Below are 16891 nucleotides of genomic sequence, written 5' to 3' on the forward strand. Positions count from 1 at the left end.
TAGGCTCTGAGAGACTTTTTTTGCTATTCTTGAATTTTCGGACAGACACTAAGTAATGTCCAATTGCAGAGATGAAGATTTCTCCCGAGGATCGGGATGACATTCCGGTGAGCCTTACCGGATGCCCTATGCGCCATTGCCTTCTTCCATGTTCTGAACCTATAATGAAGGTAATGGTTTCCTCAACGCATGTCAAACTTCGTATATAATCCCATTATATTGAGTGGATCAACGCCGCGGCAGATGCTCACACGTGCTACGTCTTCAGACAACGCCGATGGCAGGAGTAGCTAACTTGGGCAAGGTCATACTCATCACCGGAGCCTCCTCCGGCATGGGCCGGGAGGCTGCGATCCTCTTGGCCCGTGGGGGGCACACCGTGTACGCAGGTGCACGCCGGGTGAATCGTATGAAGAATCTGTCCGAACACGGCATCACTCCGATCGAGATGGATGTCTCGAAGGGTGAGGACAACGAGCGAACCGTGTGCGAGATCATCGATGCCCAGGGACGCATCGACGTTCTGATCAACAACGCGGGTTTCGGTCTCTACGGGACAGTAGAGGACATCCCGCTCGAAGACGCCAGATACCAGTTCGAAGTGAACCTGTTTGGCCTCGCCCACCTCACCCAACTCGTCCTGCCGCATATGAGGGCGCGGCGCTCAGGCCGAATCGTCAACGTCTCGTCGATGGGAGGGAGGATTTTTACTCCCCTCGGGGCTTGGTACCACGCCACCAAACACGCCCTCGAGGGCTGGTCGGACTGCTTGCGTGTGGAAACCGCCCCCTTCAACATACAGGTCGTCGTTATCCAACCGGGTGCGATCAGGACCGAGTTTGGCGACGTAATGGGAGCCCGCCTGAGGAAATACTCCGAGGACACGGCCTACAAAGCCCAAGTGGACTCGCTTCTGAGGCTGATGGACAGCATCGAACCAAGTGACCTCGGCACCGGGCCGGAAGTTCTCGCCAAGGTGTTCGTCAAGGCCGCGACGGTCCGAAACCCGCGCCGGCGATACGTCAGCGGCACGATGGCGCGCCCCCTGATGTTTCTCCGCAAGTGGTTCGGGGACGGACTCTACGAATTCATGCTGCGCCGCATGTTCCGCTGATGTCATCGGGCCTTACCACGACGACTTCGAACTCCCGTCACCCGAATGGGATTTCCAGCCATTTCAACCCAGTCAGCTCGGATTCGAGTCCACCGGCAGGGAGGGCAGATCGTGCAGTCCCCATAGAACTTACGTGACTTCTTGCCTATCACGAAGCACACCTAATTCTAATAAGCCGAACAAAGTCTCTTCAGTTACGAATTCATATATGAAGCAGATCTCTCCCACTCGATTCGATCCAAGTCACTGATCCAGAATTTAGTAACTTCTTTGCCGGCTCTCCGTAAAGGAACACTGGTTACAACCGATTTACTTACCCGGCCGATTTCTCGGCAGTCAAGTGCCCAAGGGAGACCTGGACGAAATCAACCTAAACACAGATACGATTGACTGGCGACTCCACTTAGGGGATTAACTGAGTTGACGGCCTGAGGCATTTCGCAGACCGAGATGGAATATCATGGTGGCGAGGTAATTGCTCCAGATGGCCTGATTTTTGTTGGAAGAGATGGTAGAAAGATGGGACAAGATTCGGGGCGTGTGTCTGACATTGGGTTTGCCTGAGTGACGCAGCTCGAGTCGGTTGGCTGCTGAGTGAGACAGAAGAAAAAAAACGAGCCTTGGGGACCCAAACCCCCAAGGCTCTCACCACTAAACCTAATGGTCAAAGATAGTGCATCGAGACATACTTTGAATACAAAAGACGCACGCCAACGACAAATCTTCATCGTTGAACATTCAATCCCGCCTCAATTCACCTGCAAGATCCCGAGGGTTGTGGCCTAAGATGCAGACAAGCGACGGATTCGAATATTCCGGAACCACACCGGATCACTGTGATCCTGCAGACAGATATGCCCCACCTTCGTCATTCCATAGTCGGGCATGTCAATCCATTTGCTCTCAGCAATAGAGGCCTTCCAGGCATCACTCCACAGCTCATAGGAGACGATCTTTTCACCGTTGAGCCAATGCTCAACCTTTGCTCCATCAACAACAATACGAGCTTGATTCCACTCTCCGACCGGATTGACTACATCCGCTGATGGGGCATGCATATCATAGTTTGCTCCCGCGTGACGATCTGCGCCCTCCTTGGCGTCGGGGTGTGCGTCATTATCCAGAATCTGATATTCCGGACCGGTACGCCAAGGGTAATCATGTGCCTCAGATACCCTGAACATGATACCACTGTTGCCCGCAGGGGAAATTTTCCACTCCAGTTTCAACTCGAAATTCTCATACTGCTCTAACGTGATAATATCACCACCTTCTCCCTCACCCGAAAAATGTAGTGCCCCATCTTCACTGACCTGCCACGCCTCGGGAATCCCTTCGCCCCCATAACGTCGCCACTGATCAGCACCAAGCTCCTGCCAGGAAGTGTCTGCCGTAACGGCTTCATCAGCTACTTCTACCGAAGCTTGTGCCGAAGTAGAATGCGTTACCAAAAAAAGTGCACCGGTCATTGCGCCAGCTACAATTAATCGCGTCATCATTGTAATCGAGGGTTTGTGAAAGAATAAGCTATTCAGTTTGCACTTCGGCAGATTTATCGTAATCCGCAACTTTGTCATCGAATAGCAGAACGAAGGCCAAGGAGAACACGAACGTTGCAACCGCAAAGATTGTCCAGAATGTACCCCAACCAGCGATATCAAGCTGTCCGTTGTCTCCAAACGTATTTACGTAGGCACCACTTAATTGAGTTCCCAAGAAAAACCCAATTCCCTGGGTAAGGAGAACGAGCAGCCCCTGCACTTGACCGCGGACTTCGGGGGCGGTTTTCTTATCAATGTAAATCTGCCCGGTGACGAAAAAGAAATCGTAGCAGATCCCGTGAATCAGAATTCCAATCATGATAAACCAGTACATCCCCACACTGCCCCCTAATGCGAAGATTGCAAAGCGGGCAACCCAAGCCAGCATGCCAAGAAGAAGCATCCACTTCACTCCCAGGCGGCGGAAGAAAAATGGAATCATGAGCATAAAGAAAATCTCGCTCACCTGCCCCCATGCCATCTCCCCACTAGGGTTGGCAAAGAGATTTGTGCCCGTAAAGACCTCCGTATTAACTTGAGAAAAATACAGTGGTGCGTAAGGGAAATATGTTCCGAACGCAATGAATATGAGCATTGCTGCCGCAAGGAAGACCACAAAGGACTTGCTCTTTAGTGCATTAAATGCATCAATACCAGCGATCTGCTTCCAGGAGGTGGATTGCCCTCTTGACGGTGGTGGTGTGTAAGGAAGTGTAAAACTATATAGTCCAAGAAAGAGCGCGGCGCCTCCTCCGATATAAAGCGGAGTCGGAGAAGCATCTGCCTGGAGGACATATCCCATAAATAATCCAATGGCAGCCCAGCCAATCGTTCCAAAAACACGAACCACCGGAAATTCCTTTTCCTGATTCTTTAAATGATGAAAGGCCAGCGAGGCTGTAAGTCCAAGGGTTGGGAAGTAGCAGAGTGCATGTAACCCCAAGAGTGGAAGGAAGAGATTCGTCCCGGCAGCCGATGGCATCATGCACATGGCGGCACCAGCAATCAGCATGAGTACGCCCAAAAGCTTTTCCGAATCAAAGAAGCGGTCCGCCACCATCCCGAGGAAAAATGGCCCAATAATGCAGGCAATCGGCCCAAGAGCATAGGCTAATTGAATCCAGTCTCCAATCCCCTCCGCACTCATATAATTGCCCAAGGTAGGTGCCCAAGCTCCCCAAATAAAGTACTGGACAAACATCATTACGCTAAGGCGTGCAACAAGTCCTACATTCATCTCAAATCTCCTGTTGATTGACGGATAAAAGAAACGCCGCAGGATCGGTAATCGTACGGCGTCCGAAATACACAGAAACAACCATCCCAATTACGGGATACTGATTCGATCCGTGCTAATATAATCAAGATTTCAATTAATTCTGAGCCTCAATAAATTCTTCCACACGACTGACGATGACTTCCGGTTCAGTTCCATCCGCCTCTGACTGATCAATCTCAGCGCGGAGAGCAGCGATCTCGTCAGCACTTGCCCCATCATTCCTCTCCAATTGGTCTACATGCGCACGCGCGAGTGCAAATGAAGGAGGCCATTCATAGGTCGGCTGTTTTTGCGCATTCAAATATTCAAGCTGCACCGTATTTGCCGCCGCAATCTCGTTCTCCGTGAGAAAACCACTCGGAACAAGCTCGAAAACATCGAGACCACGGGCAATCTCACTATTGTAAATGTATCCGTTATACCAGTAGACAGACCAGCTTCCGCCCATCTGCATTTGATCTGCAGATACGGGACCACGGTCATGGTAGGCAATCTCAATCACATTGGCAGGGTCTGTCCAGTCCGTGATAGAAATCCCACCCTGATACCAGGACTGCACAAAAATATCCCGCCCTGGGACAGGAATTAGTGATCCATTGTGTGCAACACAGTTCTCCTGCTCCGTCTGGGGCACGGGAAGCTTATAATAGCTCTGGAAATGCATCTTGTTCTCTTCATCAATCGTGAAATAGGCATTTGCGCCCCATTCCATCGGATCGGTCTCACGGCATTTGGGGCCTCCACCACCACCCCACTCATCGGTGAAGAGGATTTTTGAACCATCATTGCTGAAGGTTGCCGAGTGCCAGTACGAAAAATTGCTGTCTGCGACGGCATCCAGTCGGAATGGATTCTCTGGATCAGAAATATCAAGAAGAATACCATAGCCTTCACAGGCGCCGCCAGCTAAACCGATTTCTGGATACAGTGTGATATCGTGGCACTGATCTGGACCACGATCCTGATCATCTCCACTTCCCATCATGGCAGCGATCATGTCTGGAAGAGCTTCGCGAAATGCCATGGTGTCTGCCGCGGTTGGCTCGGTAATTCCCTCCTCCTCAAAATATGAACCACTCATTGCGACGACATACCGTTCCGGGAGAATCATCGTGCGTGAGCCCATTTCGACAACAATCTCCCCACGTGCCCTGGCTTCTTCAAACTGGGCTTTTTCAGCCTCTGTTGGCCCATGCACAGGCGGAGCAGTCAGGTCTTCGAAAATTCGTGGAGAACTGACGATCGCTGCCTGAGTCGGATCAGACAGTGGCACTTTGATGACTTCAATGCGGAAGAGTGCGGATTCGGGATCTTCACTCGGAGACATCCCGGAACATCCAGGTAATTCATCTGCCGGGCGGACGGGAGCGGATCCAGATACATACACGTAAACATTCTCATCATCACCAGGGTCCTTGAGCAGTGAGTGGGTATGAGATCCCCGACAGGTCTGGACATTATGGACATACTGTGGATCCAGTACATCCGTGATATCAAAGATTCGAATCCCTCTCAGACGATCCGGACTCACGCTTTCCTCTACGCCCTGGTCTCCGCAGTCAAGCCGTCCGCCTAGCCCTTCACCCGAAACAAATAGTAGGTTTTCATAGACAGACACATCACTCTGAGATGCAGGACATACATATTCTTTTGCAAGGATGGGAGTACTTGGATCAGACACATCCCATATCTGAATACCATTATAGTTGCCCTGGAAAACATAATTCCCTTTGAAGGCAAGGTCACTGTTGGTTACACCAATGAAATTTTCAGAGGGCGGAACAGTCGCAACCATGTTTAAATTCCAAATTGCCTCTTCCGCATCAAACAACCCCGCCTCAAGGCCAATGCGTGGATCATCAAGAACCATAGCCTGCTGGGCAAAGCTGATGTCTAACCGAAACAGGATCACAGTCAGGACCATGGTGGTAAGGAGGGTACAAGTTCTCATTTGTCTTTCAAGTTTGTGTTTCAGTGTGCAACTCCAAGATCATCCAGCATCAGTTTCATGCGATTAATCTCCGTAATCTGATCAACGTGGATTTCTGAAGCTAATTTATAGGTGTCATCACCGGTGATGGCCCCATCTATTTTGAACAATTCTCTAACCATGTGGACAGCTCCCTCATGGTGCATAATCATGTATTCCAGGAACAACCGGTCAAAATCTACACCTTGGGCGGCTTCAAGCTCTTTCAGTTGCGCGTCGGTAAGCATTCCCGGCATATGTGTGTCGTGATGATCCGCGCCATGAATCATCAGAGAATTTCCCTCGATCATGATATGAGGAACCACCTGATCCCGCTTACGCAGCCACTCCTGCATGATTCGGATTTCATCATTCTGAGCATTAATAATCCGGGCAGCCAAAACCTGAATTGTTGGACTAGCCCCATTGGGCTCTGCAAATGATGACATGACAAGAGCCTGTGCATGGTGTGCAATCATGCCCGTCATAAAATCTACATCCGCCTGGGAAAAACGTGCAAGTGCGCTATCCTTGCGAGCCCAAAAAAGTGCTTCCAATTCCTCAGAATCCTGAGCAATGGATGGTACTACTACACACAGACCGAGGAAAAGGGGAAATCCGAACCGAAGCGATAACAACAACTGTTTTCCTTGCATAGCCGGTCGTTCAACTGGGAATTTCTGAAAATGTTACAGGAAATCTACTCTAAAACGGTTAAAACACCGCAGATAACTGCATGCGAACCGTGTGGACTTGAGGGGCATCCTGAGGGCTGCGCCCCGTATAAGTTAGGGTGGCCCGTAAAACACGGTTCAGCTGCATCCATCCGTTTACGTGCCAGAGGAGAGAGCGTCCCCCCCCCCTGCCGTCGGTGAGTTCAAAAAATGCAAGCCCCCTCGAGTTCGGCTCCGCCGTCAATACGACACTGGCAAGTTCAAAACGTGCGCTGATGTTGGATCGACCTGCCCGATCCCACGAACCCTGTAGCGGCAGTTTTATAACCGTTGCCTTCCCCCTTGTCCTCGTGCTTTTCCGGGCATAATCCAATCCACTGGATAATCGGATATTTGACATAGCTGACCACTGAATCTTCTGCACGAATGACCTGGTTTGAATATCGAACTCCCGTGAACCGAATGCAGTACTCTGATTGATTTTATCCGAGAATACCCCTCCTGACTCAAAGGCCCACACATCTCCAAGGCTCCATCGTATCTGCGCCCGAAATTCATCAATACTCCGCATCTCCGTGTCGGCCGCAAAAACATTGGTTGAGCGAATTTTTCGCCAGGAGGTATGGAACCCATACTGAGGCTGATTTCTAAAGAGCCAGAGATCCTGCATCAGATTGAGCGTACCGCGGACAGTGTTTTCTGGGTGACGAAACCTGGATTGCCGCAAAAGATAGATATTCACCGGATCGGAATCTTTGCTTTTTTCCTGTACCTCTATCGCTGTTTTGAGCGTGACCTGACGGAGCCATTTTTGCCATACTGTCTTTGGGGTGCGCCAGCGTTGCATTCCTTCAAACTGGATATTCAACCGAGCTTTTAACCCTGTTACGGATTGCAGCGAGTCGGATGGGATCAGCGTACGTGCATACACTCCTTCGTTTTGGGTGACTTCCGGCGTGAACTCATCAATCTCAACAACCCCATTCCCGTTGGAATCATTCCAGACATACTCTCCCAACTCTGGTCCGGTACGAATGTAGATCTCCTGCAGTACAGGGGTTTGCTCAGAGAGTGCCTCATAAAACCAGTTTAAGCGTAATAGTCGCCCCCACGGCTGTGCACGACCATCCCAGCGGACAACCAAGGATCGCTCATCTAATAGCCCTTGGGTGGTTTGAAAGAAGTCCGTATAATTTGTGTACTGTACGCCTAGCCGCCCTTGGCTTTGAAAAGACTGCCGCTGCCCTGTTTGATAATTCATACTGGTTGTTGCGGTACGTCTTCCGGGTAGTAAACTGTAATTGCCCGACCAAAGGTGTTCCTCCCGCCAGTCAACCCCCGCAGACCACATGCCCCAGTTCCCCTTCAGCTCTACTGCCGGAGATATTTCCCAGTACTGCTGCGAGTCCTCTCGAAGCCCCTGACTTATGTGTTGGTGACGCTGGCTCGTCTTCAAGCGTGTACGGACATTTAAGCGATTCTGCAACAATGCTTTGCTGGCTAGCACTTCATGTCGGACCCATCTCCCCCTCACTGAATTCGCATCACTCTTAATATGGGTGAAGAGATAGTTGAGTTTGGGCAAATAGGGTTCGTCAACGATGAGTGTTGCCTCCCTTCGATCCCCTCTGAATACCCCGAACTGCTCCAATTGACCGATCGTGCCGGCGATTGAGGATGTTTCAGACAACTGCCAGGCTGCACTTGCTTCATCAATCGTTTCCTGATGTGCCTGGACAAGCCCACGATCAATCGGCAGATTCCAGGAGCGCACAAATTCAACTGGCTGCGTTCGATCAAATGTAGCGAAATTCTCCCCTCTTCGGCGACGATTGGCGGTGAATTCCATTTTGCCCAATCCAACGGGCAAGTCGCTTACCGTCAGGCGGATATCGTAGCTGTGCGCCCGGTCGTTGTCTGCATCCAAGGAAGAAAAGCGGTTTTCATCACGATAGGAATGCGCCCACTCTCCCGCGATCTCGACATAGCGGATCGGTGCAAAACTTCCCCGCAAATCAAACATACGCTGCTGCGCTGGCTTCGGCAATACACGTATCGGTGAATACTCTCCCTGCCCAGGGCCACGATAGCTATAAATAATCCCATTCGTGGTTTGACCTTGCCGCACATAATCTCCCTGTCCAGATCCGACCCGGGTAAATTCAACTCGAAAAACTTCACTCTCGGAAGCATCTGTAATGGGTAAGTAGATCTGATAACTTTTTCCAGCGACCGTCGTGTCTACTTGCGTATAGTGTACCCATGGCGCATCAGGATCATAGGTTACCGGGGTTGCACCACTGCGCGAAGCCTCCGAGTCTCCCAACTGGGCAAGGAGCTGCTTATCGTCAGTGGTGAGCCCGAATTCCTGATCAAATGATTTACCATCCGCTTCTCGGATGAAAGTAACTCCCAGAGAGGCTAATGGCGGTCCGGAATCTCGCCCTGTCGTGGCAACAATAGCCTCCGTCGCAGCAAGAGTGCGAGTGAATTCTGTTGTTCGGTATTGAAACTCAACCGCGATTCGATGATGGTACTTGATCAGGCGATTTGTTGTGAAGGTGATCTCGCCTGTAGCATAGTCAATCACATAATCCCGAGACTCGCCGCGTTCCAGGCGAACACCATCCAAGTAAACGGCTTCTGAGCCTGGTATGACGAGAATAAACGGTTCATTTGCACTGCCTTGGAGCCTGTAGGGCCCTTGCACCCCATCTTTGACTTGGAGGTCCTGGGTCTTAAACAGCCCGCGTGACGTCGCCGCTACTGCGTGCAGTGTACCGCTTGGCGTCTTGAATGGTAATGGAGTCGTAATTCCAACCCCTTGAATCTTTCGGTTGAGTCTGGCGAACGTACTGTGATCAAGATCTAATTGAAAGTCACCCAGCTGGGCTGAACTGAATGGTGTATCAATTTCTATGAATACCCGGTCCAGTTCGCTCAGTCGCTGCGTCGTTCCTTCAGGAAGAATGGGAGTGTTTTCATCCGTCAGTGCTGCTCTCACGTGGATATTCGGTGAAAGCTGCCCTGACATCTGCAGACGCAACCCTGACTCAATCGTTGCATCGCGATTATTGCCTGCCAAGATGCCACGCGTAATGGATCCACTCCGTCTTAGTTGAGTCGGTTGCGACAAGGGCGCCGACTCCTCCAGTTGAGTTGGAACCAGTGAATCCGTTGGAGGCAAAGGCCCCAAGACCCTTGTAAACTGATCGGGAAGATTTAAATCCCAGATTCTGTAACTGACCGTCGCTGTATCATTCGCGGCAATGGACGGGATCCAGAGGCGATGAAACCGGGTGTCCAATTGATAATCACTTGGACCAAGTCTTCTGCCCTTCGCTGATACAACCAGTGTGCCTGGGACGGTAAAAGGATGCAGAACAAATGGTTGTTCTCCCGTCAGAGTATCTACCCTGGCTTGTGGAGCCTGGCCAAATGTGGAAGAAGAGCATAGCACTGCGCAAAGGTAACATATACACAATATGCTCCCCGATTTCGCAATCCAAACAAATTTTTGTGCCTGCCTAAACCCCAAAACTAACGTCGTCCGCTAGCTCATTGGTGTCATCTGATCGAATGGCAACGCCAGCTTTCTCAAGAAGATGTCCGCACTGATGAATGCCTTGCACAAGCCCTTCCACTAACTGCCCCGCCTTTATATGTTGCCGAATTGTAGTCACAACCTCTATCCAATCATCCGTGTCAACCTTTGCATTGATACCGGCGTCCCCCACAACTTCAATCCGATGTTCTAAAAGTGATACGAAAAGCAGAATGCCCGTACGTTCACGAGTTGAGAACACTTCTTTCTCTACAAAGGCCTGCATTGCCCGCCGATGGGTTGCAAGGGCCAACCTGACCTGTCCTGCGAAGCGGCGCTTTACGGCGGGGATCCAGTGTACTAGAGCAGCACCAATCGCTGCCGCTGTGATGATCAAAAGTACCGGTACTATACCTTCTGTCAGGCTACTACCACCCCACCCCGAGAACCAGCGGGTCCCCAGAACGACCGTGTACGCCAGGATTGCAAACAAACCAGCCCCCCGCCAAACGGCGACCTCATGCGAAGCACTCTGTGGAACGATATAGGGGACGATCTCTCCTGATGTTTGCTTTTCGGCTGTAGCTACCGCTTCTTTAATCCGATTGAGGTCAGCCTCGGTCATCATTGCCTTCATGGAATTCAAATCACTATGTACGTGTTAGACGTGTTGACAAATAAGCGTATACAGACAAGCTCAGGACACTCAAAGCTACGGCCACGAGGACCAGTCTAACTAGGGATGCCTCCGTACCAACCTGTCCGAGTCTGGTGAATACGGCAAGTGGGACAGTTTGGGTCCGTCCGGGGATGTTGCCTGCAAAGACAATCGTTGCCCCAAACTCCCCAACAGCTCGAGCAAACCCAAGAATAATACCCGCAATGATCCCTCTTGTCGCAAGTGGAAAGGTTACCCATCGAAATATAGCCCAACGTCCACCACCATATACCGATACTGCCTCTTCCCACTCAGGGTCAATCTGTTCTATGGCTACACGAAAGGTCTGGACGATTAGGGGGAATGCCATTACCCCGGCAGCTATCGCTGCTCCCATGCTGGTAAATGCCAGTTCCAACCCAAACAGTTCGTTCAGCCAGCTTCCCACTTTTCCCCGTGGCCCTAACAGAATCAGGAGTAAGAGTCCTGTGACAACCGGAGGAAGTACTAATGGGAGTTGGACAAGATTCTCAATCACAAACGTTAGTGCAGATCTTCTACGAGCCAAGTACCAGGCAGTCAAAATGCCAGGGATGACCATGATTGCTATGGCGACCGTAGCAATTCGAGCCGATAATAGGATAATGGACCACTCCTGTCCAAACGTATCCATCTCTCTAAGAGTCAAATCCGAATCGTTCCCATACGTCCAACTGAAGCGAGTCTGTCACGAAAGCAACAAAGGCCGCCGCAGCTTCGGGGTGATTCGTTTTGCGAATTGTAGAAATAACGTAGTTGATCTCCGGTGTACACGAATCCGGTACCTGGAACAATACGTTCAATCCAGGCGCGAGTGCCGCATCCGACCCATAAACCATAGCAACGTCCGCCGCCCCGCTGACCACTGCAGTAAGTGCTGCCCGAACATCTAAAGTCGGAATAACCATGGATTCAATGGTATCCCATACCCCGGCACACTGGAGTGCCTGTTTACCATAAACACCCGCCGGAACATGCGAAGGATCTGCCACTGCAAGTCGCCGAGCAGTTGAAAGCTCTGAAAGATTGGTCATTGGGGAGGTTGTCAACGAACCAAGGACAACCAATTTATTCCGTGCAAACGTAATTTCTGAACCAATCGTCAGGTTACGTTGCTGTAAGTAATTGATCCAGTCTGGACTAGCTGCCATAAATACATCTGCAGGGGCACCCTGCTGAATTTGCCTTGCAAGCAAAGAGGTCGGACCAATGTGCGTGTGGACCGTGATTGTCGGCTGCTGAAGTTCAAAGCGCCCGACTACCTCATGGAGCGCATCCGTCAGGGAAGCAGCAGCAAATACTGTGATAGAGGCGTTCGGGGAGTCAGGGGCCGGACTGCACCCAAAGGCCAGACAGACTGCGACCAATAATAGTCGCATTACAAGTTTGTTTGTTCTCGGATCGTTGAAATTAACATCGTTGCACGTTGATAGTGCATTGAAGTTGAGTCAGGGGACAAGGTTAGAACTCGCTCCAGTTGGGTAATTGCTTCTTTGGTGCGATTGATTCGGGCAAGCATGAGCCCATAGTTAAAGTTGGCATTTAAGTGATCCGGATCCTCTTCAAGCACCTTTTTAATCTCCGTAACCCCGAACATTGGACTACCCGTATTCAAATAAGCGGTCGCCATATCTGTGCGAACGTCAAGATCACTGGGATTCAGAGTTAAAACTCTCTGGTACGCACTCACGGCCTGGCCTGCAGCAACGCTGCGTATTTGAGGTTCCGGCTCGTCCGCCATCCAATCGTAGTACAAGTCTCCAGCTGTTTTCCAATCTTCGGCCAGTCCGGTCTCGTCCGCGATCTCTGACTGCACCTCTGCCGCCATATCCGGTCGCCCTCCCTCGACCAGAACATAAGTTTTCTCACGTTTAAGCACAATGGAGAGCGCACTGGTATCACTTTCAATCGCCATATCCAACTCATTGATTCGACCGGCTAATTGACCCGAAAGTGCTGATTGTGAAGAAGCCTCTGTAGTTGATGGTGCGGCAGAGAGTGTGGGCTCCTGAGGCGGCGACACTCGCTTACTGACAAGGGTTGCGATAAACAGTACAACCACCAGGAGTACACCAAGCCCAACAATGGTAAACACCTGCATACCAACTCCCGATTCGACATTGGCTGGACGCTTACGGGGCTTCGGTGATTGCGGCGCGGTCGGCAGTCTTACACTCATGCTCTGCAGTTTTGCACCACATTGAGAACAGAAGTTCGACGCGTTTGGGTTCTCCCAGCCACACGAATTACAGTAAATACGTCCCGGTGGATTTTCCTTAGGTCGGCGTACAGCGTTCGTATCCACTGGCCAGCCACACAGATCACAGCGGTCATTCTCTGCAGGAAGCCGTGCCCCGCATTCTGTACAGATCTCCATTTATTCTGAAGTCCCCCCGTTGATGCGATCCTTAAAGTCTTTCGAGGGTTTGAAGATGGGAACTTTCCTAGCCTCAATACGGAGTGATTCACCCGTTGCAGGATTGCGCACATTCCGGGCGGGACGATCCTGGATGCGGAATGAACCAAACCCACGAAGTTCTATGGATTCTCCCCGAGCCAGGGTCTCTTCAATGGTTTCCCAGAATCCAACAAACACAGCTTTGGTTTCCAGCTTGGTTAAGCCAGTCCTTTCAGAAATCGCCTCAATTAGCTTCGCTTTGGTCACAATAAAATGCGCTTTGATAACGACGTAAAAGCCGTTATTCGTTTCTGGTATGGTCCTAATCAAGTTACACTAAAAATTGCTGTAATTGTGCCATTTCCTCGAAAGCAATGCCCTTGCACGAATGGGTTCAGTTGAATTTTGCTTCGAAATATTGCTTAGTGGACGCACTTTACCGACAATTGATCATAAACATGCATTGCCCCATGAAATCCTTCCAGAAAACCGTTCATGTTGTTACCCGAGAGTTGCGGTGCATTTTGGAGAATATGGCTGGGCTCACCTTCCCGCAGAAAAAGCTACTGCAGAGGGAGAGACGAAACCTAGCCTCCGTTCGATATTTCTATGAGCAAGAGTCTATCATAGACGTACAAGAGACCGACTGAGAGGAGACCATGTCGCCAGGTTGGGACGAAAAGTTCACCAAGGCATACGCCGCAAGAAGTATTTGATATGAATTCTTGGCAGGGATTAAGCTTTGAAGCACACGGTACGGGAATTTCTGTACCTCTGAGCGAACAGATCAATCTTTTGGGTGGCCTACTCGGCCGTGTAATTGAAGCTCAGGCCAGCCCTGAAGTACTGGGTTTGGTTGAGGAATTACGTCAGTTGACCAAACAGGCAATCACGCAGCAGGAACCCCATCTGCGAGATCAGGTGATTGAGCGAATCAAGGGGTTGGATCTTCAGGAAATTGAGTGGCTGTTACGTGCCTTTACAACATTCTTCTATCTAGTCAATCAGAGTGAACAGCAAGAGATTATTCGGATCAATCGAGAGCGTGCACGCCTGCTTCCCGAGGCGGGTCGTGTAGATTCAATTGATGAAGCAGTTGGGATTCTTCGGCGTGCAGGTTATGAGTTGGAAGATGTCTTAAAGATTGTCTCCCGCCTTGATATACAACCGACACTAACAGCACATCCCACAGAAGCACGCCGTCGAACCATTTTATACAAACAAGAATTTCTGGCCTCCCTCATTGATCAACTGCGCTATAGTAAGCCAACCCCGGGAGAGCGTGACGAACTTCTTTATCAAGTCCATAACCAAATTGGACTCTTGATTGCATCCGATAAAGTCCGTGCAAGTAAGCCTACCGTGATTGACGAAGTTGAGAATGGACTCCATTACCTGCGGAACGCCATCTGGGAAACGATCCCACGCATCCATAAAGATGTAGCCGACGCAATTGAGCGCCATTACAATCAGACCGTGGATGTGCCCGTGTTCCTGAAATTCAGATCTTGGATTGGAGGAGATCGGGACGGTAATCCCAACGTAACCGCAGAGATTACCCGGAAAACCTTCTCCATGCACCGTAGAACAGCATTGGCCCGCTATTTAGAGGATTTACGTTCGTTGCGCAGGGATCTGAGTATTTCCGAACTGCAGTTAAAAATCCCTGAGACCCTTTACGAGTCCATAGCACGTGATAAGGAGGTGCTAAGTCTGAGTGCTCATGAGGCGCGCCAATTTGTGCAGGAACCCTTCCGACAGAAAATCAGCTTCATGATGCAACGCATTGAGTTGGCGCGGGATGGGGATTATGAGATCTATAACAGTGCGAATTTTATTGCAGATCTGCAATTACTTGTACATGCCCTGGAAGACATGGGGTATGAAAGTCTGGTCTCTCATGGACGATTGGGGAAACTCATCCTGCGTGCACAGGCGTTTGGATTTCACATGGTTTCCCTAGATATACGGCAACACAGTCGTCATCATGACAATGCCGTACATGCATTGCTCAGGGTTTCGAATGTCTGTGATGACTATTTGGGTTTGGCGGAAGAGGACAAGCTGGCGCTCTTGACAAAAGAATTACAAAATCCTCGACCTCTTTTACCACATGGTGTCAAATTAGAGGAAGATGTCCAGGAGGTACTCAACACGTTTTCCGTGGTTAAGGAGACGGTTGAATGGTCTCCTAACGCCTTGGGTAGCTATGTGATCAGCATGACGCATGCCGTGAGCCATGTGTTGGAGGTTCTATTGCTCGCAAAGGAGGCTGGGCTTTGGCGTATTGAGGGGAATCGCGTGCACTCTCCTATTGATGTTGTTCCTCTGTTTGAAACCATTGAGGATTTGGATCTTGCCGGGGTCTTGTTGACCAATATGTTTGAGCACCCGGCATACAAGAAGCACCTTGAGCATCGTGACAATATGCAAGAGGTAATGCTTGGCTATTCCGACAGCAACAAGGACGGCGGGTATTGGATGGCTAACTGGGCCTTGCACAAGGCAAAGAGGCATATTGGTAAGATCTGTAAGGATGCTGGCATCGACCTCCGACTCTTTCATGGCCGTGGTGGAACGGTCGGCCGCGGCGGAGGACGTGCTGGTCAGGCAATTATTGCGATGCCCCGCATCATCCATAACGGCCGGATCCGATTTACCGAACAGGGTGAGGTGATTTCATTCAGGTACGCCCTTCCCGCAATCGCACACCGACATTTAGAGCAGATTGTACGGGCGATGATGATTGCTCCGCTGCGTGTAGCCGATGTAGAGGAAGATGCGATAATTATGGAGCGTATTGCAGATGTGTCCATGAAAACTTACCGGGAACTGATTGACGATCCAGAATTCTGGCCGTGGTATGCCTCCTCAACCCCAATTGAACAGATCAGTCGTCTTCCGATTGCATCCCGTCCGGTTTCTCGTGGCTCGGTACATCATGTAGATTTTGACGACTTGCGTGCGATCCCTTGGGTCTTTGCCTGGACTCAGACCCGCTATATCGTCCCAGGATGGTATGGAGCTGGTGAGGGGCTTCAGAAGTTACTGAAAGATCACGGTTCGGACCTCAAGCGGATGTACAAGCAATGGCCATTCTTCCAGGCAGTCCTCAACAGTGCCCAACGCGAGATGGCACGAGCGCGATTGGATGTTGCATCAGAGTATCTGACTCTCTCTTCTGATCCAGAAGCAGGAAAACGGGTCAATTGCTGGATTGTCGAAGATTACAAAAAGGCAGAGGCAGCTATACTTGAGATTACCGGGTATGAGAGCCTGTATGGGCATGTACCTGTATTCAGGAAATCTGTCAAACTTCGTAACCCCTACTCTGATGTGTTGAACCTGCTTCAGGTTGAGCTAATCCGGCGGAGTCGCAACGATTTAGAATCAGACCAAGAACGGTTGATTCATGCATTGCTCCTCAGCGTGAACGGGATTGCAGCTGCAATGCAGAGTACCGGGTAACACTGGATGGGGCCATGATCATATCGACGATCAAATAGCTTAATCCCAACTCGAAATTAAAACACGGTGAGAGTATGCAGATTCGTCTTCATAGAATTAATTCATCCTTTGGAATACTTCTCTGTCCTACCACAAAAAATATCTTGCCTTACCTAAGGAGTATAAATCTGGATTGATCCACCACTCGTGAAAGATGTATTTCCATTA

At 50.3% G+C, this 16891-nt stretch carries 13 protein-coding genes; 3 read left to right on the plus strand and 10 right to left on the minus strand.

Annotation, left to right across the window (positions count from 1 at the left end; genetic code table 11):
- Positions 1 to 295 precede the first annotated feature (295 nt).
- Entirely contained in the window at positions 296 to 1114 is an 819-nt protein-coding gene (locus F4Y64_07110) for an SDR family NAD(P)-dependent oxidoreductase (GenBank protein ID MXX97369.1), read from the plus strand.
- A 782-nt stretch (positions 1115 to 1896) separates the two neighbouring features.
- Here F4Y64_07110 and F4Y64_07115 read toward each other — a convergent pair.
- From F4Y64_07115 to F4Y64_07160, 10 genes are all read right to left on the minus strand, one after another.
- Entirely contained in the window at positions 1897 to 2691 is a 795-nt protein-coding gene (locus F4Y64_07115; GenBank protein ID MXX97370.1) for a DUF1080 domain-containing protein, read from the minus strand.
- On the minus strand, positions 2642 to 3892 hold the full coding sequence (locus F4Y64_07120; GenBank protein MXX97371.1) for a nucleoside permease: 1251 nt from the start codon (positions 3890 to 3892) through the stop codon (positions 2642 to 2644). The genes F4Y64_07115 and F4Y64_07120 overlap by 50 nt, the downstream gene beginning before the upstream one ends.
- A gap of 136 nt (positions 3893 to 4028) precedes the next feature.
- Complete coding sequence (locus F4Y64_07125; protein MXX97372.1) at positions 4029 to 5885, minus strand: hypothetical protein; 1857 nt, start codon at positions 5883 to 5885, stop codon at positions 4029 to 4031.
- A gap of 20 nt (positions 5886 to 5905) precedes the next feature.
- The gene (locus F4Y64_07130) at positions 5906 to 6559 is read right to left on the minus strand and encodes a DUF305 domain-containing protein (protein ID MXX97373.1); all 654 of its coding nucleotides are present in this window, start codon (positions 6557 to 6559) and stop codon (positions 5906 to 5908) included.
- 58 nt (positions 6560 to 6617) lie between these two features.
- Positions 6618 to 9884, minus strand: a complete 3267-nt coding sequence (locus F4Y64_07135; protein ID MXX97374.1) for a hypothetical protein — start codon at positions 9882 to 9884, stop codon at positions 6618 to 6620.
- Between the two features lie 220 nt (positions 9885 to 10104).
- Positions 10105 to 10758: a hypothetical protein gene (locus tag F4Y64_07140; protein MXX97375.1), complete on the minus strand. Its 654-nt coding sequence runs from the start codon at positions 10756 to 10758 to the stop codon at positions 10105 to 10107.
- A gap of 13 nt (positions 10759 to 10771) precedes the next feature.
- The gene (gene modB / locus F4Y64_07145; protein MXX97376.1) at positions 10772 to 11452 is read right to left on the minus strand and encodes a molybdate ABC transporter permease subunit; all 681 of its coding nucleotides are present in this window, start codon (positions 11450 to 11452) and stop codon (positions 10772 to 10774) included.
- A gap of 4 nt (positions 11453 to 11456) precedes the next feature.
- Positions 11457 to 12197 (minus strand): molybdate ABC transporter substrate-binding protein, encoded by a 741-nt coding sequence (gene modA / locus F4Y64_07150; protein MXX97377.1) that lies wholly within the window; start codon positions 12195 to 12197, stop codon positions 11457 to 11459.
- The gene (locus tag F4Y64_07155; protein ID MXX97378.1) at positions 12197 to 13195 is read right to left on the minus strand and encodes a zinc-ribbon domain-containing protein; all 999 of its coding nucleotides are present in this window, start codon (positions 13193 to 13195) and stop codon (positions 12197 to 12199) included. Before F4Y64_07155 ends, modA begins: the two co-directional genes overlap by 1 nt.
- Positions 13196 to 13483 (minus strand): HU family DNA-binding protein, encoded by a 288-nt coding sequence (locus F4Y64_07160; protein MXX97379.1) that lies wholly within the window; start codon positions 13481 to 13483, stop codon positions 13196 to 13198.
- A gap of 203 nt (positions 13484 to 13686) precedes the next feature.
- Here F4Y64_07160 and F4Y64_07165 point away from each other — a divergent pair, with 203 nt between their 5' ends.
- Both F4Y64_07165 and F4Y64_07170 read left to right on the plus strand, forming a co-directional pair.
- On the plus strand, positions 13687 to 13866 hold the full coding sequence (locus F4Y64_07165; protein ID MXX97380.1) for a hypothetical protein: 180 nt from the start codon (positions 13687 to 13689) through the stop codon (positions 13864 to 13866).
- A gap of 67 nt (positions 13867 to 13933) precedes the next feature.
- A complete protein-coding gene (locus tag F4Y64_07170) occupies positions 13934 to 16684 on the plus strand; it encodes a phosphoenolpyruvate carboxylase (GenBank protein ID MXX97381.1) in 2751 nt (916 codons plus the stop codon).
- Positions 16685 to 16891 lie beyond the last annotated feature (207 nt).

The organism is Rhodothermaceae bacterium, assembly GCA_009838195.1.
Lineage (GTDB): Bacteria > Bacteroidota > Rhodothermia > Rhodothermales > Bin80 > Bin80.